The organism is Acetobacter sp. P1H12_c (assembly GCF_018811975.1).
Taxonomy (GTDB): domain Bacteria; phylum Pseudomonadota; class Alphaproteobacteria; order Acetobacterales; family Acetobacteraceae; genus Acetobacter; species Acetobacter persici.
Map to the genome: position 1 here is coordinate 1 of NZ_JACRVR010000036.1, position 21,070 is coordinate 21,070.

At 59.7% G+C, this 21,070-nt stretch carries 17 protein-coding genes; 5 read left to right on the forward strand and 12 right to left on the reverse strand.

Going from position 1 to position 21,070, the window contains the following annotated elements; all coding sequences use genetic code 11:
- Positions 1-573 precede the first annotated feature (573 nt).
- Positions 574-2,190 (reverse strand): efflux transporter outer membrane subunit, encoded by a 1,617-nt coding sequence (locus KP699_RS13695; protein WP_025828755.1) that lies wholly within the window; start codon positions 2,188-2,190, stop codon positions 574-576.
- A 59-nt stretch (positions 2,191-2,249) separates the two neighbouring features.
- Here KP699_RS13695 and KP699_RS13700 point away from each other — a divergent pair, with 59 nt between their 5' ends.
- Positions 2,250-2,921 (forward strand): TetR/AcrR family transcriptional regulator, encoded by a 672-nt coding sequence (locus KP699_RS13700; protein ID WP_252347073.1) that lies wholly within the window; start codon positions 2,250-2,252, stop codon positions 2,919-2,921.
- Positions 2,922-3,020: 99 nt separating this feature from the next.
- Here KP699_RS13700 and KP699_RS13705 read toward each other — a convergent pair whose 3' ends face one another.
- From KP699_RS13705 to KP699_RS13730, 6 genes are all read right to left on the reverse strand, one after another.
- Positions 3,021-3,944: an FAD-binding protein gene (locus KP699_RS13705; RefSeq protein WP_215763015.1), complete on the reverse strand. Its 924-nt coding sequence runs from the start codon at positions 3,942-3,944 to the stop codon at positions 3,021-3,023.
- Between the two features lie 2 nt (positions 3,945-3,946).
- Positions 3,947-4,696 carry an electron transfer flavoprotein subunit beta/FixA family protein gene (locus KP699_RS13710; RefSeq protein WP_077930863.1) on the reverse strand — a complete coding sequence of 250 codons (750 nt, stop codon included), beginning with the start codon at positions 4,694-4,696 and terminating at the stop codon, positions 3,947-3,949.
- Between the two features lie 62 nt (positions 4,697-4,758).
- The gene (locus tag KP699_RS13715) at positions 4,759-6,396 is read right to left on the reverse strand and encodes an electron transfer flavoprotein-ubiquinone oxidoreductase (protein ID WP_215763016.1); all 1,638 of its coding nucleotides are present in this window, start codon (positions 6,394-6,396) and stop codon (positions 4,759-4,761) included.
- Between the two features lie 136 nt (positions 6,397-6,532).
- The gene (locus KP699_RS13720; RefSeq protein ID WP_025828744.1) at positions 6,533-7,195 is read right to left on the reverse strand and encodes a 2OG-Fe(II) oxygenase; all 663 of its coding nucleotides are present in this window, start codon (positions 7,193-7,195) and stop codon (positions 6,533-6,535) included.
- A 152-nt stretch (positions 7,196-7,347) separates the two neighbouring features.
- A complete protein-coding gene (gene hemN, locus KP699_RS13725) occupies positions 7,348-8,727 on the reverse strand; it encodes an oxygen-independent coproporphyrinogen III oxidase (protein ID WP_215763017.1) in 1,380 nt (459 codons plus the stop codon).
- Between the two features lie 4 nt (positions 8,728-8,731).
- Complete coding sequence (locus tag KP699_RS13730; RefSeq protein ID WP_215763018.1) at positions 8,732-9,532, reverse strand: OmpW family protein; 801 nt, start codon at positions 9,530-9,532, stop codon at positions 8,732-8,734.
- 331 nt (positions 9,533-9,863) lie between these two features.
- On the opposite strand from KP699_RS13730, the gene KP699_RS13735 reads away from it, so the two are divergent.
- Positions 9,864-10,622 carry a Crp/Fnr family transcriptional regulator gene (locus KP699_RS13735; RefSeq protein ID WP_244985174.1) on the forward strand — a complete coding sequence of 253 codons (759 nt, stop codon included), beginning with the start codon at positions 9,864-9,866 and terminating at the stop codon, positions 10,620-10,622.
- Here KP699_RS13735 and KP699_RS13740 read toward each other — a convergent pair.
- From KP699_RS13740 to KP699_RS13760, 5 genes are all read right to left on the reverse strand, one after another.
- Positions 10,602-12,140, reverse strand: a complete 1,539-nt coding sequence (locus KP699_RS13740) for an efflux transporter outer membrane subunit (RefSeq protein ID WP_215763019.1) — start codon at positions 12,138-12,140, stop codon at positions 10,602-10,604. The two genes, KP699_RS13735 and KP699_RS13740, sit on opposite strands and share 21 nt — an antisense overlap.
- Complete coding sequence (locus KP699_RS13745; RefSeq protein ID WP_215763020.1) at positions 12,137-15,226, reverse strand: efflux RND transporter permease subunit; 3,090 nt, start codon at positions 15,224-15,226, stop codon at positions 12,137-12,139. Before KP699_RS13745 ends, KP699_RS13740 begins: the two co-directional genes overlap by 4 nt.
- Positions 15,219-16,364 (reverse strand): efflux RND transporter periplasmic adaptor subunit, encoded by a 1,146-nt coding sequence (locus tag KP699_RS13750; protein WP_252347074.1) that lies wholly within the window; start codon positions 16,362-16,364, stop codon positions 15,219-15,221. Before KP699_RS13750 ends, KP699_RS13745 begins: the two co-directional genes overlap by 8 nt.
- A 360-nt stretch (positions 16,365-16,724) precedes the next feature.
- Positions 16,725-18,311 carry a Do family serine endopeptidase gene (locus KP699_RS13755; protein ID WP_086654768.1) on the reverse strand — a complete coding sequence of 529 codons (1,587 nt, stop codon included), beginning with the start codon at positions 18,309-18,311 and terminating at the stop codon, positions 16,725-16,727.
- Positions 18,312-18,490: 179 nt separating this feature from the next.
- Positions 18,491-18,964, reverse strand: a complete 474-nt coding sequence (locus KP699_RS13760) for a nucleoside deaminase (RefSeq protein ID WP_215763022.1) — start codon at positions 18,962-18,964, stop codon at positions 18,491-18,493.
- 337 nt (positions 18,965-19,301) lie between these two features.
- Here KP699_RS13760 and KP699_RS16660 point away from each other — a divergent pair, with 337 nt between their 5' ends.
- From KP699_RS16660 to KP699_RS13770, 3 genes are all read left to right on the forward strand, one after another.
- Positions 19,302-19,430 carry a hypothetical protein gene (locus tag KP699_RS16660; protein ID WP_255029828.1) on the forward strand — a complete coding sequence of 43 codons (129 nt, stop codon included), beginning with the start codon at positions 19,302-19,304 and terminating at the stop codon, positions 19,428-19,430.
- A 127-nt stretch (positions 19,431-19,557) separates the two neighbouring features.
- Positions 19,558-20,286, forward strand: coding sequence for a gamma-glutamyl-gamma-aminobutyrate hydrolase family protein (locus tag KP699_RS13765; protein ID WP_215763023.1), 729 nt, complete (start codon positions 19,558-19,560; stop codon positions 20,284-20,286).
- Complete coding sequence (locus KP699_RS13770; RefSeq protein ID WP_086654766.1) at positions 20,283-21,068, forward strand: pseudouridine synthase; 786 nt, start codon at positions 20,283-20,285, stop codon at positions 21,066-21,068. Before KP699_RS13765 ends, KP699_RS13770 begins: the two co-directional genes overlap by 4 nt.
- Positions 21,069-21,070 lie beyond the last annotated feature (2 nt).

The following is a 21,070-nucleotide window of genomic DNA, read 5'->3' on the forward strand; positions in this document are numbered from 1 at the left end:
AACGTCTGTCTTAAAAACGCATATGCAAGATATACTAACAAACGTCATGACCAAATCAGAAATTCAGTCAGATCCCCTTAACCTAACAACCTAAAAGGTCATCAGATCAAAAAGATACGCCGTCAGCATATCCCTCTCTCGTATTCTCTTGTCAAAGACCAAACCACCAAATCGAGCCGATCAATCTAGCAGAGCCAGAGGCCGCTGCCAACCGTCATCTCGTCCGGTGAAGCGGTTTCTAAGCGATCACCCTCACCCCGTCAACACCATCCGACACAAAAACTTCAAAAAAGTGCGTCTTAATTTTTAAACACACGCAAAACCCTAGTTTCCCGCCAGTTCTCAATAAGTTAACCGATTTTTCCTCTACCGAATCACGGCTCTGCCTGGATAGAATCGTTTTTGAGAGGACTTCCACGGGGAACCACGGAGCTGATGATGGGCTTACCTCGCACCCTTAAGAGACGTTCGCCTTAAAACCGGGCTCTTCCACCAGTCTTCCCCTTACAAACGAAAAAACCCCCGGCGTCAGAAACGCCGGGGGTTCTCGATCTGTCCGGAACAGACAGAGGCTTAACTATGCTGCGCCACTTTTGTCGGCGCTTTGCTGGTCTCCGGGTATGTTGTCTCCCAGCCGCCGCCCAGCGCGTTATAGAGACGCACCAGATTATCCGAGATGACGGCCGTGCTGTCTGCCAGTTGCGTCTGGGACGCCAGCAGGCGGCGCTCTGTATCCAGCACCTGCAGGAAACTCTGCATACCGTGACGATACTGCTCCTGCGCCAGTTGCCATGACCGCTGATCCGCCGCGACCTGCGCCTTCAGGCTGAGGTTGCGCTTCTGCTCGGCCTCATAGGCTGTCAGGGCGTTATCAACTTCACTCCACGCCTTCAGCACGGTTTTGCGATACCGGAGAGCCGCAGTCTTCTGAGACGCCTTCTTCATCTCAAGCTGACCGGTCAGACGGCCACCCTGAAAAATCGGCAAGGAAATGGAGGGGCCGACATTCCATGTCCGGGCGCTCCAGAACCCGAGGTCCCGGAAGGAGAAGGACTGGAAGCCAAACCCGGCATCAATCGTCACTTTAGGATAGAAGTCCGCTTCGGCCTGACCGACTTCCGCCGTGGCAGCGTGCAGTTCTGCATCTGCCTCCCGGATATCCGGGCGTCTGCGGGCCAGCTCAGACGGCAGGCCAACTGGCACGGCGGCCGGAACCAGCGGGATGGATGCCGTCTGTGTCAGTTCCGCATTCAGGCCACCGGGGGGAGCTCCCATCAGCAGATTGATGGCGTTAATCTGCATGGCAATCCGCTGCTCATACTGCGGAATGCTGGATGTGGTGCTTTCTACCTGAGAACGGGCGCTCTCAACATCCAGCTCACTCACCAGCCCGCTTTTATAGCGGGCGCTGCTGAGCTTGAGCATCTGCGTCGCGGCATCGCGGTTGGCAATGGTGATGCGCAACTGCTCCTGAAGGCCGCGCAGTTCCATATAATCACGGGCCAGTTCTGCCTGCCGGGCAATAAGAATCCCGCGCCGCTCTTCCATGGAGGCCGTCAGATAGGCTTTGGCGGCTTCATACTGCCGACGCACACGGCCCCACAGATCAACTTCCCAGCTAGCCTGAAGACCATCCTGCCACTGATTAAGCAGCGGGATAGAGACGTTGGAGGACTGGGAGGACAGAAGTGCCCCCATCCCTTCCGGCGCATTCTGGCCAATACGTTCGACAACGCGGCTGAGCTGCTTGCTGCTGTACTGCGCCCGTTTGTAGGAGCCGGATGCCGCCAGATCGGGGAATCGCTCGGCCCCGGCAATCAGCAACTGCCCGCGGCTGACGGCAAGCTGCTGGGTCGCCTGAAGGACATCAAGGTTTTCTGACGCCAGACGTTTTTCCAGAGATGTCAGCTCCGGGTCCTGAAAGACCGACCACCATTCCGGATCTGGCGCCTGCGTGCTGGGCACGCTCAGAACCCGCGATGCCCCTTCCAGCTTAGCATGCTGCCATTCTGCCGGAGTCCACGTGGCGGGTTTTTTGTAATCCGGGCCGACCATGCATCCACCCAGCGCTAAAGCCAGAACTATGGTGCCTGCCCCCGACACATACCGTTTCGCCACCTGATTGCTCCTAACGAAAATCTGTATTCTCACGAACCGGTTCTTGCACTGACCGACCGGTTCGGTCAGCATGCCAACCTATCGTTTTTCAATGTTGCGTCAATCATCATACTTGGGAATAACACCACACGATGTCTGCCACCCCCTCCAAGCCCGCAATGGTGACCCACCTCTGCACAGGAGAATCTGAAGCCAAGCGCGAACAGATTCTGACCGGGGCTAAAGCCATTTTTGCCGCCCATGGCTTTGAAGGGGCCAGTATGTCCGCCATTGCGCGCGAGGCCGGCGTTTCCAAGGGCACGCTCTATAATTATTTTGCCAACAAGTGCGATCTGTTTGCCGCCTTTGTAGAAAAAAACTGCCGGGAAAAGTTACAGGTTCTGGCTCCGGTGCAGCAGTTAGGCCTCTCCCCGGAGAAAACACTCCGGGCTCTGGCCCGTGAAATTGTCAGGCTGATCATCTCGCCCGAGAGCCTGATGCTCTACCGGATTATTGTTTCCGAAGCACCGCATTTTCCGCATCTGGCCACGACGTTCTGGCAGAGCGGCCCGAAGAGAGCCCTTGAGACTCTTTCTGGCTGGATTGAAGGACAAGTCGCGCAGGGGGCGCTGAAAGTAGACGATCCGATTTTTGCCGCTGAGCAATTTTTCTCACTGTGCCAGACACGCATTGCGCACAGGAAGCGCTTCAACATGCCGCTGGAGAATGAAGCTGAGGAAGAAGAAAAAGTGATCAGCAACGCAGTCCGCGTGTTTCTGGCGGCGTATGGCGTCGCCTCTTCCGAAAAAACGACAGCGGACTGAACCGCCGTTTTTTAAGCCGGATAAAACAGGGTCCGGACACAAAAAAAGCCTGCCCGCTCTGACCAAGAGAGCGGACAGGCTTTTCAGGGTCTCAGCAGTTTAGCTCAGAGCTGCTGTCAGAGCGGGTACGACCTCAAACAGATCACCCTCAATGCCGTAATCAGCAACCTGAAAGATCGGGGCTTCCGGATCTTTATTGACGGCCACAATCACGCGGCTGTCTTTCATCCCGGCAAGATGCTGGATCGCGCCGGAAATCCCGAAGGCGAGATACAGTTCCGGCGCGACAATCTTGCCGGTCTGACCGACCTGAAACTCGTTCGGCACAAAGCCCGAATCCACCGCGGCGCGGGATGCACCAATTGCCGCACCCAGCTTGTCAGCCAGAGGTTCGAGAATATGGAACTTCTCTTCGCTCTGGAGACCACGTCCACCAGAAACCACCACACGCGCGGATTCGAGTTCCGGACGCTCGGATTCGGACAGGTGAACCGCCACAAATTCGGACACGTTCGGGTTCGCAGCCGGGGCAACAGCTTCCACCGGAGCGGAGCCGCATTCTGCCGGAGCGGCATCAAACGCGGAACCACGAACCGTCAGAACTTTCTTTGCATCGGAAGACCGTACAGTTGCCAGAGCGTTGCCTGCATAAATCGGGCGCACGAAAGTCTCGGCATCCACAATGCGGACCACTTCCGGAATAGGCTGCACGTCCAGCAGGGCGGCAGCACGCGGCAGCACGTTTTTCCCTACGGCACCGGCAGCAGCAATAATCTGGTCATACCCGCCAGCCAGCGAGACGATCAGGGCTGCCAGAGGTTCAGCCAGTTCATGCGCATACTGCGCATCGGCCGCATGCAGGACCTTGGATACACCGGAAATAGCAGCAGCAGCCTGCGCTACGGCGGCATCACCCGCCACCAGCACATGCACGTCACCCAGCTGGGCAGCAGCCGTTACAGCAGAAAGAGCAGACTTTCTGATCCGGCCTTCTTCATGGTCGAGAAGAACAAGAGCGGTCATGATCAGATCACCTTTGCTTCGTTACGCAGTTTTTCAACCAGCTCACCCACGGAGCCAACTTTTACGCCAGCCTTACGCTGTTCCGGCTCGGCCACGGACACCACCGTGAGGCGACGCGCCATATCCACGCCGAGGTCTTCCGCCTTCAGCGTTTCCAGCGGCTTTTTGCGGGCCTTCATGATGTTGGGCAGAGAGGCATAGCGCGGCTCATTCAGGCGCAGATCCGCCGTGACAACCGCAGGCAGGGCCAGAGAGACATCTTCCGTACCGCCGTCAATTTCACGCGTGACCAGAACGCGGCCATCCGTAACCTCAACCTTACCGGCAAACGTGCCCTGACCCCAGCCCAGCAGACCTGCCAGCATCTGGCCGGTTGCGTTCATGTCATCATCAATGGCCTGCTTGCCGAGGATGAACAGACCGGGCTGCTCTTTCTCGCTGAGTGCTTTGAGCACTTTAGCAACGGCCAGAGGTTCCGGGCTTTCTTCAGACAGCACCAGAATGGCGCGGTCCGCCCCCATGGCCATGGCAGTGCGCAGCGTATCCTGCGCCTGCTGCACGCCGATGGAGACGACAACAACTTCTGTTGCGACGCCCTTTTCCTTGAGACGCACGGCTTCTTCCACCGCGATCTCATCAAAGGGGTTCATCGACATTTTGACGCCAGCGGTTTCAACACCGCTGCCATCTGCCTTCACACGCGGTTTGATGTTGTAATCAACAACCCGCTTAACAGGTACTACAATCTTCATGGCTTCTTTCGCTTGCAGACGCAGGATCGTTCAGACGCTGCTTACCGTATTTTGCAACAAAATCACATCCCGGCAGGATAATTAGGGCCACCAGCCCCTTCGGGCACTGTCCAGTCGATATTCTGGGTCGGGTCCTTAATGTCACACGTTTTGCAATGCACGCAGTTCTGCGCGTTGATGTGCAGCGCGGGAGAGGTTGCCTCATCCACCACTTCATACACACCAGCCGGGCAGTAACGGGATTCCGGTGCGCGGAACACATCCCAGTTCACCGTTTTCCACAGGGATGGATTCCGCAGACGCAGATGCACCGGCTGATCTTCCTCGTGGTTGGTGGCGGACAGGAAGACGGAAGACAGGCGGTCAAACGTCAGCGTGCCATCCGGTTTGGGGTAGTTCGGCTTTTCACACAGGTCGGCAGGCTTCAGGGTTTCATTGTCCTGATGCCGGAAATGCAGGGTCCATGGGGCGCGACCACGCAGCAGCATGGCGTCCAGCCCGGCATAAATCGCCCCACCCTTCGTGCCGAAACGCGCAAAGCCCGGACGTACATTGCGGGCGGCATACAGTTCTTCCCACAGCCAGCTTTCCCTGACGCGCTGCGTGAAGGAGCCGGGCTCCACCCGGTCCGTCTGCATGGCCTCAGCCACAGCTTCCGCTGCCAGCATGCCAGACTTCATGGCCGTGTGGGTGCCTTTGATTTTGGGCATGTTCAGGAAGCCCGCTGTATCCCCGATCAGCGCACCACCGGGGAAGGTGAGACGCGGAATGGATTGCAGGCCGCCCTCTGAAAGAGCACGCGCGCCATAGCTGACGCGGCGCCCCCCTTCCAGATGCTTACGGAAAGCCGGGTGCAGTTTAAGGCGCTGCATTTCCTCAAACGGAGACAGCCAGGTGTTGGGATAATCCAGCCCGACCACAAAGCCGTAAGACACCAGATTTTCGCCAAAATGATACAGCCACGCGCCGCCATAGGTTTTATCATCCAGCGGCCAGCCAAAGCTGTGCTGAACCAGACCGGGGCGATGGTTTTCCGCCGGAATTTCCCACACTTCCTTAATCCCAAGCCCGTAGGTCTGTGGGTCCACGCCCTTGCGCAAGTCATAATGCGCCATGACCTGCTTGGTCAGGGAGCCACGGCAGCCCTCTGCAAACAGCGTATACCGCCCGCGCAGCTCCATCCCCGGCTGGTAGTTGGGGCCCTGTGTGCCGTCTCTGGTAATCCCCATGTCCCCGGTGGCCACACCAACCACGCGGTTTTCTTCAATCAGGACTTCCGCACCGGCAAAGCCGGGATAAATTTCAACGCCCAGTTCTTCCGCCTGCGTCGCCAGCCAGCGGCAGACTTCACCCAGACTGACAATATAATTGCCGTGGTTGGCCATGTGCGGCATCAGCCGGTCCAGCATAGGCACACGCAGGCTGCGGGTTTCAGTCAGGTAGAGCATCTCTTCCGAGGTGACTGGCGTGTTAAGCGGTGCGCCCCGCTCCTGCCAGTCCGGCAGAAGTTCTGTCAGAGCCCGTGGCTCAATGACAGCACCAGAGACGATATGCGCCCCGATTTCACTGCCTTTTTCAATCAGGCAGACGCTTGCTTCCGGCGCAAGCTGGCGCAGGCGGATCGCCGCAGCCAGACCAGCAGGCCCGCCGCCAACGATAACGACATCAAACTCCATCGACTCACGCACAGAGTCACTCATTCCTGTTCAGCCCCCGTTGAGATCTCGGCGAAGCCTTCCTAAAGCCGATTTGGCGTGGAATTGCAAAAAAACAGCCTGAGTCGCGTTCGGATTCTGCCTCAGAATCCGGCTCTCAGGCCCTGTTTGTGTCCCGATTTCAGGCTGACGGAGCAGCGACGGCACGCGGGCCAAATGCCAGCTCATGCACGGCACGCCATGCCGGGTCCACAAAATTGACGATCAGCGTCCGGCGGGTGCCTTCAATGGGGCGCTTTACAAAACCATGCCATGTCTTGTCCGAGGGGATGAACAGCACACCGGAATTAAAAGCACCGGATGCGCGTGTGATGGATTCCCCCTCGGGAGACATCAGGTCTGTGCCCCACGCACCGTTTTTATCGTTTGTGGAGAGCGAGATCAGCAGCGTGAGGCGCTTGGCCCCGATATCGGTATGTGGCTCCAGCCAGAACCCGTCCGTATCCAGACACAATTCCAGCCGCAGGGCGGAATCATCCAGTTCCGCGCCACACACATCCCGGAACACGCTGCGCGCTTTTTCGCTGTCAAACAGGTGGGCCATCCGGTCCAGCCGGGTATCCCGCGCACGGGTTGCCGGGTCCACAAACACGCGGAACTTGTTGCGGGTCTCACGACGGCCGCCGACATCCCCGGCTCTGGCGTCTTCCCCCGGCTCCCATTCCAGAAGAGCCTCACAGGCCTCTGGCTCCAGCACGGAGTCCAGCATCCAGTGTGTAAATGGGACCTGTGCAGGCTGCATGGCAGCCAGCTTTTCTGTCAAAGCGGGGGCGTCAGAACGCATCTGTTCTGTCCTTCAGCTGTGATGCGGGTTCCTGCCTTTAAGAAGAATACCGTTCTTTTTTATGGCATCCGGGCGGGAAAAGTCTTCTCTCCATGCGCTAAAATACGCGCACGATCAACTCCGGTGCTGTAACGCACCCGCCTCACACAGGTTCAGAGCGCTGTGGCGAAGCGGGGCTGCGGGGCCGCATCCGGCGTTGTGGATGATAACGCCTGACGGTGCGTATCAAACACCGCCGCCACGTTCCGCAGGAAGGGGCGCCCGGCTTCCATGACCCGTATGCGGCTCCCATCCAGCAGGACAAACCCGTCCTCCACAAAAGGCTGCAACGCGGCATATTCAGCGGCAAAGTCATGCTCTGCGGCAGCGCCTGCCTGAAGATCAACCTGCATGGTGCACATCAGTTCTTCAATCAGCCGGCCCCGCAGGGTATCTTCCGCAGTGCGGGCCACACCACGAGCAACCGGCAGACAAGGCGCGTCTGCCAGAGCACGGGCATAAGGTGCTACCGCCGTGATGTTCTGCGTATAACCACCCGGCAACATGGAAATGGCGGACGCGCCCATTCCCAGCAGCACGGTGGACGAATCGGTCGTATAGCCCTGAAAATTCCGCCGCAGCGTGCCGGCCTGCATGGCCCTGACCAGCGTATCGTCCGGCAGAGCGTAATGGTCCAGCCCGATGGGCAGATACCCTTCCGCGCACAGAACTTCCTCAATACGGGCGCGCTGGCGCAGACGCTCGACAGGCTGAGGCAGAGACTCTTCAGGAATCAGGCGCTGGCGCTTCTGCTTCCACGGCACATGGGCATAGCCGAAAACCGCCAGACGGCTGGGCCGCAGCGAGGCGATTTTCCGCGCCGTAACCGCAACACTCTCTTCCGTCTGATATGGCAGGCCATAAATCAGATCGACATTAACGCCGGACACACCGGCTGCACGCACCGCGTTGATGCAGGCTTCTGTCTGGGCAAAAGACTGATGCCGCCCGCAGGCTTCCTGCACTTTTTCTTCCAAATCCTGCACGCCAAGGCTGATGCGGGTAAAGCCAAGCTCACCCAGCAAGGCAGGATATCCCTCAGGCACGTGCCGGGGGTCCAGTTCCATTGCCAGTTCGGCATCGGCCTCAATACGGAAAAACTTGCGCACGCTGCGCATGACCTGACGGAGTGCGGCCGCCGGCAGGGTAGACGGTGTTCCGCCCCCAAACTGGAGATGCCGCACTGAACGTTGCGGGCCGACCAGCGCCACCACACGGCGCAGTTCCTCACGCAGCAGATCACCATACGCGCTGCGCCCGTCCTCATGGCGCATGACGGAGGTATTGCATCCGCAGAAGCGGCACAGTTCATCACAGAACGGAACATGGAAATAAAGAGAAACCGGCGCATCCGCCGGAAGGGCGCGCAGCCATTGCTCGGCCTGCGCCGGCCCGACCGCATCCGTAAAGCTGGCTGCGGTCGGGTAGCTGGTATAGCGCGGCAGGTTCCCGCCGTAACGGAGAACCAGATCAGATAAAGATACCGCGCTCATACGACTAGAACCGGTATTCGATACCAGCGCCGACCACTGTCGGGTCGAGCGAATCATGCGCCTTGATGAAGGCAGGGGATCCACGGTCATTCGCCCAGGCATGCATCCGCACGAACATCTGCTTGACGTCAAAGTTGAAGAACCAGTTGCCGACCAACTGATAATCAAAACCGACATTGAAAGACGGACCGCCTGTCACACCAACATTCAGCTTCTGCACAGCGCCACCAGCGGGGGAGACGTTATGGAACCATGCAAGCGTGCCGCCAACACCTACATAGGGGTTGAAGCGCTTATGCGGGCGGAAATGCCAGGCCAGCGTAACCGTGGGGGGCAGAACCCAAGCACTGCCAACATCAATCTTGCCCAGCGGGGTGCCTTCAGCAGCCACTTCGTGACGGGTGCTGGCGGCAATCAGGTCGATGGAGATATTGTCGGTAAAGAAGTATTCAAACGTCAGTTCCGGCATGACCTGACGCGTGGTCTTCACGCGGCCCGGAATGGCGTTGCCGTTCAGCCAGACTTTGCTGTCGCGGTCTTCCGGCATCACGCCCAGAGCGGACAGGCGGATCAGGAAGTCGCCTTTGCCCAGACCAATTTTGGTGCTGGCGCAGGTTTCAAACAGGCCGCAATGCCCGCTGCCTGCACGGGGAGCAGCCGGAATCTGGCCGACCACCGGAGCGTTGACATAAGCCGCATTATTGGTGGCGGCCGGAGCAGCAACCTGAGCCTGAGCTGCGGCGGTGCCGGAGACAGCAGCCACACCCGCCACAAGGGCTGTAAATAAGGAACGAAGCTTGACCATACCAGTTACTCTTCCAACTGCGCTGTAAGTTTATGAGTGGGGAGAAATCACGCGCGGCACCTGTCCACCATGATTTAGATCAAACCTGCGCTATGATCAGTGGAAGAGTGTGTTATTTAAACCACAGCGCATGACACAACTCTGATATTCGCTTTAAACATTCTTGCACTGCGAGAATTTTCAGAGCTGTCGTTGATTTATATCAACAATAACCTAATATTTACGCCATCTCTTTTCAGGCTTTTCCGGCTCATAGTCTGAGTCCGCAAGAGCCGGCATTGCCGGACCTGTATTTTCCATGCTGCCTGCTCCCAGTTCACGGACACATTCCATGCCTCTCAGGCGCAGGTTCTCCACGGAGACAGGCACTGACCTGCATCGGTGCCTTGTCTGTGATATCCGCGCGCAGAGCGTGTGCAGTGCGATTGATGATACGGAACTGGCCATTCTGGCACAGGCGTCCAAGCGGCTGACCCTGCCGCCGGGCACGTCAGTGGTGGAAGAAGGCTCTCCCGCCGTCGCTTTTTATAATGTGACATCCGGGACGGTTAAACTCTTTAAATCCCTGCCGGATGGACGCCGCCAGATTACCGGTTTTGCGGATATCGGGCATTTTCTGGGCCTGACCAACGCCGACACCTATGCTTTTAGTGCGGAAACCGTGGATACGGTGCAGGTCTGCCGTTTTCTGCGCCCGCAGCTTGAAACATTACTGACGGATTACCCGCAGTTTGAGCGGCGGCTTCTCTCGGAAGTCACGGATGAACTGGCTGAGGCGCAGGAGCAGATGCTGCTACTGGGCCGCAAGACCGCGCGGGAACGTGTGGCGAGTTTCCTGCTGAACCGCATGCTGCCCCCCGCGAGCCCGAATCAGACGGAAAGTGAGGGCTGCATGGTCTCACTGCCCATGACGCGGGTTGATATTGCTGATTATCTGGGCCTGACGATTGAAACCGTCAGCCGCACCATCAGCGCCTTACGGCGTGAGCAGACCATTACCGGCACCGATAATCATGGCATCCGGGTGTTGTCCGTCTCCCGCCTGACGGACCTCGCCTCAGGCCAGACATCAGGGCAGAATAACCGCTAACCCTTTGTCCGGATGCCAGGACGGCGCCCGCGGCGCGTCCGGCTCCTTACTGTTCCACCAGCCCCCGCCCAGAGCCTGAAACAGAGCAACCGTATCGGACAATCTGTCTGCCCGGGCCTGTGCCAGCGTGAGCTGAGCCTGAAGCTGCGTCTGCTGTGCCTGAAGCATGGCAACCTCGCTCACGTCCCCCAGCCTGTACTGGGCCTGAGCAATATGCCAGCTTTCCGCCGCAGCCGTCGCGGCGGACGCATTGGCCCCTAAGGCTGCGGCATCCGAGCGAATGGCCGTGAGAGTATCCGCCACATCCTGCAAGGCTGCGATCAGGGCCGTGCGATAATCCGCCGCAGCCTGATCATACTGCGCACGCGCCGCATGTTCCTGATGCCGCAGCAGGCCCCCATCAAACAAAGGCTGTGTGATCATGGCGGCCAGCGTCCACTGCCCGAAACCCGGCGTGGCCATCTGCGCGATGGATGCGGCGGCAAAGCCCGGAGTCGCGCCAAGCTGCACATTGGGGAGACGATTCGCCACAGCCACCCCGACCTGTGCACAGGCTGCATGCCAGCTGGCCGCAGCGGTGCGGATATCCGGGCGCTGCTCAACCAGCCGGGCGGGCAAGCTAACGGGCAGTTCAACCGGAAGAGAGAGCGACTCCAGCGTAAATGTCGGCTCCGGGGCGTCCGGCGCGTCCCCGACCAGAGCGGCAATCAGATGTTTCTGCTGCTCAAGCTGCTTTTGCAGCGGGGCCAGACTCGCCTCATTCTGTGCCAGAGACGCCCGCTGCATCGCGACGTCATTGCGGGAAAACTGCCCGACCTGTTCCTGCCGCTCCGCCGAAGCCAGCAAGGTGCGCTGCAAGGCCACAAGAGACTGCGTGGCCTGAAACTGCGCATTCAGGGCGGCCTGATCAATCGCGGCCTGCACGATGGAGGATGTCAGGGTCAGATAAACCGCCTGCAACTGGTCCCGCTGCGCATCCCGCAGGGCTTTCGCCGCTTCCACCCCGCGCCGCACACCGCCCCACAGATCCGGCACGTAGGAGATGTTCAACTGGGCCGTATGCACCGTGTAGAGCCAGGAATTGTTGTTTGGCACAGGAGAATAGGTGCGGGACGTCTTTTGACGGGTCGGGTTGAAGCTGCCGGAGATAGACGGATACAGCGCGCTCTGCTGGGCCAGACGGTTTTCATTAGCCGCTGCCAGCGCATCCCGCGCGGATTCCAGAGACGGATTCTGGTCCAGGGCCCGCCGCACCAGCCTGTCCAGATCGGGCGAGTGGAACAGCGCCCACCATTGCGCCGGAATATCCTGCCCCGGACGGAACACCTGCACCACACTCTGCGGGCCAGCGGCAGCCGCGTCCACTGAATCTGCCACCGGCTGCGTGGTGGCTCCCTTTCCGGCCTGCCCATACGCCGTTGGTGCGGGCGGTGCAGGTTTTTTAAAGTCGGGGCCAACGGCACAGCCACCCAGCGCCAGAGCGGTGGCGGCACAAAGCATCAGATTTTTCCGCATCATGGCGCAGGCTCCCGTGCTGCGGCCCGGCGCTCACACCACGCTTCCAGCTCGTAATAGAATGTTGGCAGGATAAACAGGGTCAGCAACGTCGCAATCCCCAGCCCCCCGACCACAACCGTCGCCAGCCCGCGCTGCACGTCCGTCCCGATGCCGGTGGCAAGGGCGGCGGGCAACATACCCATGCTGGCAACGGTGGCCGTCATCAGCACGGGGCGGAACCGCTCGCCTGCCCCTTCCAGCACGGCATTATACAGCGGCACGCCCTGCGCCCTGTGCCGGTTGATGTTGGAGACCATGATAATGCCGTTCTGCACCGCCACGCCGAACAGCGCGATAAAGCCTACAGCCGTTGCGACGTTCAGCGTATCACCACGCACCTGCAAGGCGACCAGACCACCCAGAAGAGCCAGCGGCACCACAGCCAGAATCAGCACGGCCTGCCGCATCTTGCGGAATTCGGCAAACAGCAGAACCAGCATGACCACCAGCATAATGCCCAGCGCCACAGTCAGACGGGCCTGCGCCCGCTGCTGCTGCTCAAACGCGCCGGCCCATTGCAGGCGGTACAGGCTGGAGTCGAAATGCACCTGTGCGGCAATTTTCTGCTGGGCTTCCGCCATATATTCGGACAGAGGCCGTTTACCGTTATCCACCCGCAGTGTGATCTGCCGTTCCGTCATTTCATGCGAGATCGTGCCTTCGCCGGTTTTCAGGTCGATATGTGCGACCATCTCCAGCGGGATCTGCGCGCCGTTGGCTGCCGTCAGCGGCAGATGGGCCAGCGTGCGCAGATTGCTGACCGTGGCAGGCGGCACCCGCACCGTCATGTTATACGTGCGGTCTGCAATATAGATCTGGGAGACAGGGCCATCGCCAATGGCGTTGCCCACGACGGCCATAATATCCGCAACGGAAATACCGTACCGGGCCGCAGCGGCCCGGTCTGCCACAATATTGAGTTCCGGAATTTCAGGTTCCTGAAAAACCGAGGCTTCCGTCGTGCCTTTTACGGTTTTCAGAACGGAGACAATCTGGTTGCCAATACGCCGGATCTCCCGCGCATCATTCCCGTAAACACGCAGGACCAGCGCGGAGTGTGCGCCGCCAACCTGATCATTCATTCCATCGGCAATAGGCTGGCTGATGCCAAAATCAATGCCCGGAATTTTGGCCAGACGTTCGTGCAGTTTAGAAACAAACTGCGCCTTTGTCTCACCATGCGGCCAGGTGTTGTAGGGTTTCAGGCCAACCGGCACCTCAATATGGGAGGGTGTCCACGGGTCCGTCCCGGAATCATTCCGGCCAAGCTGCGTGACCGCGTAAGATGTTTCCGGAAAGGTATAAATGGCATGGCGCACTTCATCCGCCATGGCGCCAGCTTTTTCCAGCGAGAGACCGGAGGGGAGCTGCACCTGCAACCACAGCGCGCCTTCATCCATTTCCGGCAGGAATTCCCGCCCGGTATGCATCCCCAGCACAACCACCAGCACAAAGGCGATAATCGCGCCGATATAGGCCAGCAGCGGGCGGCGCATGGCATGGGCCAGACTATCATGGTACAGGTGGTGCAGCTTTTCCAGCGGCTTGTTATGGAAAATCTTGTGCGGCTTGCGCATGGCCAGAAAGGCCAGAGACGGTGTGAGCACAATGGCGCTGAGCAGAGCCCCCAGCAGCGCAAAGCTGACGGTAAAGGCCATCGGCCGGAACAGCCGCCCCTCCGCGCCTTCAAACGCAAAAAGCGGACTGTAGGCGACAATAATAACGAGCGTAGCGAAGACGATGGCGCGGCCGACATGCTTTGTCAGCCCCTCCACATCTTCCAGCGTCATGGTGTGGCCCGGCTGTTCCTCCCGCAGGCGCAGGATGGATTCCGTCACCACAATCGCGCCGTCCACAATCACCCCGAAGTCGATCGCCCCAAGGGAAAACAGGTTGGCGGGCATGCCCAGCAGACTCATGATGAGAAAGACCGTCGCCAGCGCCAGCGGGATTGTCACCGCAGCCACCAGCGCGCTGCGCGGGCTGCCGAGGAAGAGAATGAGGATAACAAAAACCAGCCCCACACCTTCCAGAACCGTGTGCGTCACTTTCTCCGTGGTGGCGTTCACCAGAACATCACGGTCAATATAGGGCACGATCCGCACCCCCTGTGGCTCTAGCTGCTTTTGCAGTTGCGCCACGCGGGCGTGTAGCAGGTCCAGCACTTTCGAGGCGTTTTCCCCCGTGACCATGCTGACAATGCCCTCAATGGTATCGGGGTTGCCGTTTTTCCCCAGAATCCCTTCCCGCACCTGATGCCCAAGCTGCATCCGGCCCAGCTCCCGCAGGAAAACCGGTACGCCGTCATGCTGGGTGACGGGAATATTGCCCATCTCATCCAGCGAATGGATCATCCCCACGCCACGCACAATGTAGGACTGCTCACCCCGCGCCACGCGGCCCCCGCCAGCATTGACGCTGCTGTTGGTAATGGCCGTCAGAACATCATTGACGCCGACATGGAAGCGGGAGAGCGAAGCCGGGTCCAGTAACAGCTGATATTCCCGCGTGAAGCCACCAAAATTGTTGATGGTGGCCACACCCTGCACTTTGCTCAGGGCGGGCACTACAATCCAGCGCTGGATTTCTGACAGCTGCATCAGATTCTGGCGGTCTGATTCCAGCGTGTAGCGATAGATTTCGCCCGACGGGCTGGTAACAGGCCCAAGCCCCGCCGTCACGCCGGGCGGCAGCGTAACCTGCGCCAGCTGCTCCGTCACACGCTGGCGGGCGGCGTAGACATTTACGCCGTCCCGGAAAATCAGGTTGATAAGCGAGAGGCCAAACGTGCTGCTGGAACGGCTATTGGCCAGACCCGGCGTGGCCGCAAGCTGGCGTTCCAGCGGAATGGTAATCTGCTGTTCCACCTCTTCCGCCGCCAGCCCGGAGCTTTGGGTGGTGACCTGAACGGACACAGCCCCGAGGTCCGGATAGGCTTCAACCGGCAGGTCTTTCCATGCCCAGCCACCCCACAAGGCCAGCACGGCCATGGCGACAAAAACAATCCGGCGTTCCCGCAGGCAGGCGGCAATAATCTGCTCAATCATCGTTTAGCAGGACTCCGCCGCGCGTCACAATGCGGTCTCCTGCGCTCAGCCCGCTCAGCACCCGCGTATCTTCTCCTTCATCATAGGAGATTCCGACCTTGCGCCGCATGAACGTCCAGGGGGCTGTTTCAACAAACACTGTCACGTTGTCATTATTCATCAGCAGGGCCGATTGCGGCACCATAAGGCCCGGTGGCTGTTTAAGCTGAATATTGACCGTGGCGAACATATTGGGGTGCAGATCTTCATCCGGGTTGGGCAGCGGGATCATGGCGCGCAGGCGGCGCGTTTCGGGCCGCAGATCCGGCTCAACCGTTGCAATTTCCCCATACAGCAGCACTCCCTGCCGCGCGGGCAGGGTAAGGGTGACGGACTGGCCAATATGAATCTGGTCCACATCCGCTTCCGGCACATCCGCCACCGCCCAGATTTCAGAGAGGTCTTCCACGCTCAGCAAGGCTGCGGTGAGGTCCGTCACATTCTGGCCCGGCGCCATATTAACGGCTGAAACAACGCCATCCACCGGGGAGCGCAGCGTCAGCGTGCCGCCTGCGGCGGCTTTATCATCAAACGAGGCCAGACGGTCCTGCGCGCGGCGTTCCTCCGCCTGCGCCTGCACCAGTGCTGCACGGGCAGCTTCCACATCCCGCGTGGCAGCACCCCCGGCCTGCTTGACCTGCTGAGCGCGCGCCATAGCGGACTGCGCCAGCACCAGCCCGGCACGGGCTTTTTCTTCATCCGTGGCGGCCTGCGCCATATCTCCGGCCAGCAGGGTCGCCAGTGGCTGGCCATGCCGCACATGCTGGCCGGGCACAACATTCAGCGCCATAATCCGGCCTGTAACCGGGGCAAATACCGGCACCTGCCGGGAGGGTTCCGTAACAATCGCACCGGGCACGGACAGGGTGTCCTTCGGGACAACAACCTGTACGGCCTCAATTTCCAGCCGCTTCCGCAGGGGGGAGCCCTCCGGCACGCTCAGGCTGCCGTCTTTCCCCACAATAAGGGCCGCCTTTTCCGCCCATGCCGGAGCGCTGGCCATAACGGACACGCTGAGCGGACACGCCACGAAACACAGCAGGCCAGACACACCCCACCCGGCACGCAGCAGCATGGCCACTCTCTGTACAGCGCGCATCAGGCAGCCCTGCATGGCAGATGGAAAAAACGCGCGAGTGTCATAGGGCGGATCGCTCCCACTTTATCAATACGCAGGAGATACCCGCTCAGGACCAAAGCAAACAAGCCCCGAGACTGGAGCATAGCTTTGTTGCATTTGTGGCACTAACCTGATCTGGCTGAAAATTTCATCCATAAGACCCCGAATTTAATCAAAATTTTATAATGGTTTTATGTTACAACATTTTATCCAGAGAGCATTTTACGGATTTCTGGAAATAATATCAGCGTGTAAGCACAAAAAAACGCTGGCCCTTTCCAGAGCCAGCGTTCTTTCAGGCCGGGTCAGTCCCCCGGCCTTAGCCCGTATAAAACGGTTTTAGTTGTCGTCATCGTCCCCGCCACTGGTGGCGCCGGAGTCAGAGCCGTCCCCGGTGCCATCCGGAGAGATGGCAATAAACAGAGACTGTCCATCCCGCAGCACACGCAGCAGAACCGGCTTTTTAGCAGCCAGCGCACCCCGCACGGCTGTTACCGCTGCCCGCGGCGAATCAACGCTCTGGTTGCTGACAGACTGGATCACATCGCCGGGGCGGATGCCGGCCTGATCCGCCGGGGAACCCGGCTGCACGTCATTCACCACCACACCATGCACATCACTGCCCAGACCAAGCTGGCGGCGGATATCCCCACTCAGCGGTGTCAGGGAGACGCCCAGATGCGGGCCGGAGGAGGCGCTGCCTTCAATCCCGCCATCATTCGAGGCTTTGGCGAGGTTGCCGATCTTTACCGTCAGCGTCTGCGGCTTGCCGCCGCGCAGATAGCCAATTTTGGCGTCCGTGCCGGGAGCGACAGAAGCCACACGCACGGCCAGATCATGCGGGGAGGAGACTTTCTGACCGTTAAAGTCGGTCACAATATCTTCCGCCTTCAGACCAGCTTTTTCAGCCGGGCTGTCCGGGCTGGTGCTGGCGACCAGCGCACCGGCAGGCGGCGCACCCGGAGCCGGAACCGGCATGTTCAGGGCCTTGGCCATAGCCGGGGAAATCACCTGAGCATTCACGCCCAGATAACCACGCACTACATGTCCGGTTTTACGGAGCTGGTCCGTTACGCTGCGCACGGTGTCGGACGGAATGGCAAAGCCAATCCCGATGGAGCCACCGCCGGAGGGGGACAGAATGGCGGTGTTCACACCCACCACTTTACCATCCTGCGTGAACAGCGGACCACCGGAGTTCCCGCGATTGATCGGCGCATCAATCTGGATGAAGTTGTCGTACGGGCCTTCATTAATGTCACGCCCACGAGCAGAGACGATCCCCGCCGTAACGGTGCCGCCCAGACCATACGGGTTACCAACGGCCACAACCCATTCACCGGGCTGCACATCGTCCGATTCACCCAGTTCGATAAAGGGCAGTTTCTGGGTGGAGGTGACTTTCAGAAGAGCCAGATCCGTCTTGCCATCCCGGCCGATGATTTTTGCTGGCAGCGTGGTGCCATCATCCAGCGTGACAGTGACCTTGGTGGCCCCTTTTACCACATGGTTGTTGGTCACCACATAGCCATCAGCCGAGATCAGGAAGCCTGAGCCACGCGCTTCAATCTGCTGGCGGGACTGCTGGGGCGCCATCTGGAAGGGGAACGGGAAAGGAAAGGGCATGCCGCCCATACCACCCCCCATTCCGCCCATGCCGCCGCCTTCACCCTCAACGGCGTCTGCCTTGATCATGGAGGTGATGGACACAACAGCCGGTTTGACCTGTTTGACCAGATTGACAAAGTTTGGAAGCGTCTGGACCGGGCTGCTCGGCTTGATGGCCCCGGCATCCTCAGCATAGGCGGCGTGTACGCCTGAAGGCCCGATGCCGGTTGTCCCTGCAAAGGCGACACCAGCCAGAAGGACCAGAAGTGTCTTGCGGTGAGTCCGCCCGAAAAACTTGGATACAGATTTTTCCGACATCACGATTCCGACTGTTCCCTTAAACTTTCTGCCAACAGGGCTGATCCCCGCCGGGGCGTATCATTCAGGCCATACAGGCCAGATATCATACGCTTCTGCCGTTAACATGGTTCCTTGATGGCAAAAACAAAAGACCGCGATGCACGAAGACTGTCAGACAATTAGAATTTTAACACAGGCTACGGGTGGGATTTTTCCGCCTCTTCCCGTGTTCTGAGCGACTGGAAAAATGTTTTCAGCAGGGCTGCTGCCTCCTGTTCCCGCACACCGCCAATAATTTCCGGCCGGTGCAGGGCCTCTGCGCGAAACGGCAGGCGTGGCCCATGCTCCACCCCGCCGCCTTTTGTGTCATACGCGCCGAACAGCACCCGCCCGACCCGGAAATGCGCCAGAGCCGCCGCACACATCGGGCAGGGCTCCAGTGTCACGACCAGTGTGCAGTCCGCCAGCCGCTGCCCGCCGCGGGCCGCAAGGGCCTCCCGCATAACCAGCATCTCCGCATGGGCGGACGGGTCCTGGAGCTCTTCCACCCGGTTACCCCCCTGCGCCAGCACTGTGCCATCCGGCCCCAGCACAACCGCGCCCACAGGAACTTCCCCCCGCTCCGCTGCGTTCCGCGCTTCGCACAGTGCCAGTTCCATCCCGTTTTTCATGCCATTGCGCCTCTTTTGACCATGCCGGCTCTGCCACGGGCATTTTTCTGGCGGGATGCCAGCCCCGCCACCCTGACCGGCCCTGTCATGCCGCAAACCCTTGTGTTTGTCCTGCTCTGAAGCAGGCCTCACCAAATATTTCAGACCTCACACGCCGTTCAGGAAAATGAGTCCATCTGCCTTATTTTAAACAGTCGTTTTTTCTTGCAAAAGCGCGATCTTCTCTGTCATTGTGCCTTATAGATGCCATGATCTGTTCTGTAACAGAGCACCGGCTCAGACCTATCGTGCCGGGCAATATCGCCCTCGCACACCAGACGCGGAAAGGATTAGTACCATGCACAGTCTGTCTCTCATCCTCGCCGCCGCTGCAATCGGCCTCGGCCTTGCCGTTGTCGACCGGACGGTGAATGAACCGGCAACCGCCTCACCGCACGTCCGAACGATTGCCCTTCTGCAGGGCTGAGCCTCGTTTTTTCGGGAAAACTGTCCTGTTTCAGAAGATGCTGGTGTTTATCCCCGTGCAAACCGGCGCGGGGTGTGGCACCTGATAAGCTTCATCCGCCTTTTTCTGAAAAAAGACACCCGAGTTCATGACTGCACGCCGCCCCGTTATCGGCATTACGCTTGACCATGAGGCGGGCGGACCAGACCGCTATTCCCGATTCCCGTGGTATGCTCTGCGGGAAAACTATCTGTCCGCCATTGCAACGGCGGGAGGGCTGCCCGTTGCCCTGCCGCTGTTCCCTCAGCTTGCCCCTGACTATATTGATCAGATTGACGGACTGCTGATTACGGGCGGGGCGTTTGATATTGATCCCGCTTTGTATGGCGAGACCGAGCGCCACAGCAGCGTCACACTGCGCCCGGTGCGCACGCAGGCCGAGCAGGCCTATCTGGCGGCCGCCATGCAGCGCAAAATGCCGGTGCTGGGCATTTGCGGCGGCATGCAGCTTCTGGCCGTGGCCCTTGGCGGCACACTGATCCAGCACATCCCCCATGCCTGCCCCACCGCCCTGCCGCATGAACAGCCCAACCCGCGCGATGAAGCCAGCCATGCGGTGCTCCTGACACCGGAGACCCTGCTGGCCCGCTGCGTGGGGCGGCCCCGCATGGCTGTAAACTCCTCCCATCATCAGGCTGTGCGCACCCCCGGACGCGGGATTGTGAATGCTGTGGCGGAAGATGGACTGATTGAAGGGCTGGAAGACCCGGCCCTTCCATTTTGCCTTGGGGTGCAATGGCATCCGGAATTTGGCATAGACCCGGGCGACCGGAGCATTTTTAGCGCCTTTGTGCAGGCAGCAGGAGAATCAGAGTGACGCAGGAATCGCGTGGAGAACGCATTGCCAAATGGCTGGGCCGGACCGGTGTGGCCAGCCGGCGTGATGCCGAGCGGATGATTGAGGAAGGGCGGGTCAAGCTGAACAATCAGCCCGTGACCCATCCCGCCACGTTTGTCACTTCCAGTGATCTTGTTCAGGTGGACGGCAATGTTGTTGAGCAGCCCCAGCGCACCCGCCTGTGGCGCTACCACAAGCCGGACGGACTGGTCACGACGCACAAGGACCCGGAAGGCCGCCCCACGGTTTTTGCCTCTCTGCCGGAAGGCATGCCGCGCGTTATCAGCGTCGGGCGGCTGGACCTGAACAGTGAGGGCCTGCTGCTGCTGACCAATGATGGTGAACTGGCCCGCAGGCTGGAACTGCCCACCAACGGCTGGCTCCGCCGCTACCGCGTCCGCGTGTTTGGTGTGGTGGACGAGGCCCGGCTGGCCGCACTGGCCAAAGGCAGCGTGTTTGACGGCGTACGGTACGGGCCGATTGAAGCCGGACTTGATTCCCGCAAAGGGGACAATGCCTGGCTCACCGTCTCCCTTCGTGAGGGCAAGAACCGGGAAATCCGTAAGGTGATGATGGGCCTGAACCTGCATGTCAGCCGCCTGATCCGCACCAGTTACGGCCCCTTCCAGCTTGGCACCCTGCAACGGGGAGAGCTGGAAGAAGTGCCCGGCAAGACCCTGCGTGAACAGATGCCCAAAGCACCGGAAAAAACGGCCCCCCGTAAACCGGCTTCCGCCTCCACTGGCACCAAGACACGCTAGAC

Coding starts and splice junctions, on each gene's coding strand:
- KP699_RS13720 (WP_025828744.1), bottom strand. CDS start 7,195: ATGCGTTCTGACGCCCCCGCTTTGACAGAAAAGCTGGCTGCCATGCAG.
- KP699_RS13735 (WP_244985174.1), top strand. CDS start 9,864: ATGCCTCTCAGGCGCAGGTTCTCCACGGAGACAGGCACTGACCTGCAT.
- KP699_RS13750 (WP_252347074.1), bottom strand. CDS start 16,364: ATGCGCGCTGTACAGAGAGTGGCCATGCTGCTGCGTGCCGGGTGGGGT.
- KP699_RS13710 (WP_077930863.1), bottom strand. CDS start 4,696: ATGAAGATTGTAGTACCTGTTAAGCGGGTTGTTGATTACAACATCAAA.
- hemN (WP_215763017.1), bottom strand. CDS start 8,727: ATGAGCGCGGTATCTTTATCTGATCTGGTTCTCCGTTACGGCGGGAAC.
- KP699_RS13740 (WP_215763019.1), bottom strand. CDS start 12,140: ATGATGCGGAAAAATCTGATGCTTTGTGCCGCCACCGCTCTGGCGCTG.
- KP699_RS13730 (WP_215763018.1), bottom strand. CDS start 9,532: ATGGTCAAGCTTCGTTCCTTATTTACAGCCCTTGTGGCGGGTGTGGCT.
- KP699_RS13700 (WP_252347073.1), top strand. CDS start 2,250: ATGTCTGCCACCCCCTCCAAGCCCGCAATGGTGACCCACCTCTGCACA.
- KP699_RS13745 (WP_215763020.1), bottom strand. CDS start 15,226: ATGATTGAGCAGATTATTGCCGCCTGCCTGCGGGAACGCCGGATTGTT.
- KP699_RS13705 (WP_215763015.1), bottom strand. CDS start 3,944: ATGACCGCTCTTGTTCTTCTCGACCATGAAGAAGGCCGGATCAGAAAG.
- KP699_RS13715 (WP_215763016.1), bottom strand. CDS start 6,396: ATGAGTGACTCTGTGCGTGAGTCGATGGAGTTTGATGTCGTTATCGTT.
- KP699_RS13765 (WP_215763023.1), top strand. CDS start 19,558: ATGACTGCACGCCGCCCCGTTATCGGCATTACGCTTGACCATGAGGCG.
- KP699_RS13695 (WP_025828755.1), bottom strand. CDS start 2,190: ATGCTGACCGAACCGGTCGGTCAGTGCAAGAACCGGTTCGTGAGAATA.
- KP699_RS13755 (WP_086654768.1), bottom strand. CDS start 18,311: ATGTCGGAAAAATCTGTATCCAAGTTTTTCGGGCGGACTCACCGCAAG.
- KP699_RS13760 (WP_215763022.1), bottom strand. CDS start 18,964: ATGAAAAACGGGATGGAACTGGCACTGTGCGAAGCGCGGAACGCAGCG.
- KP699_RS16660 (WP_255029828.1), top strand. CDS start 19,302: ATGCACAGTCTGTCTCTCATCCTCGCCGCCGCTGCAATCGGCCTCGGC.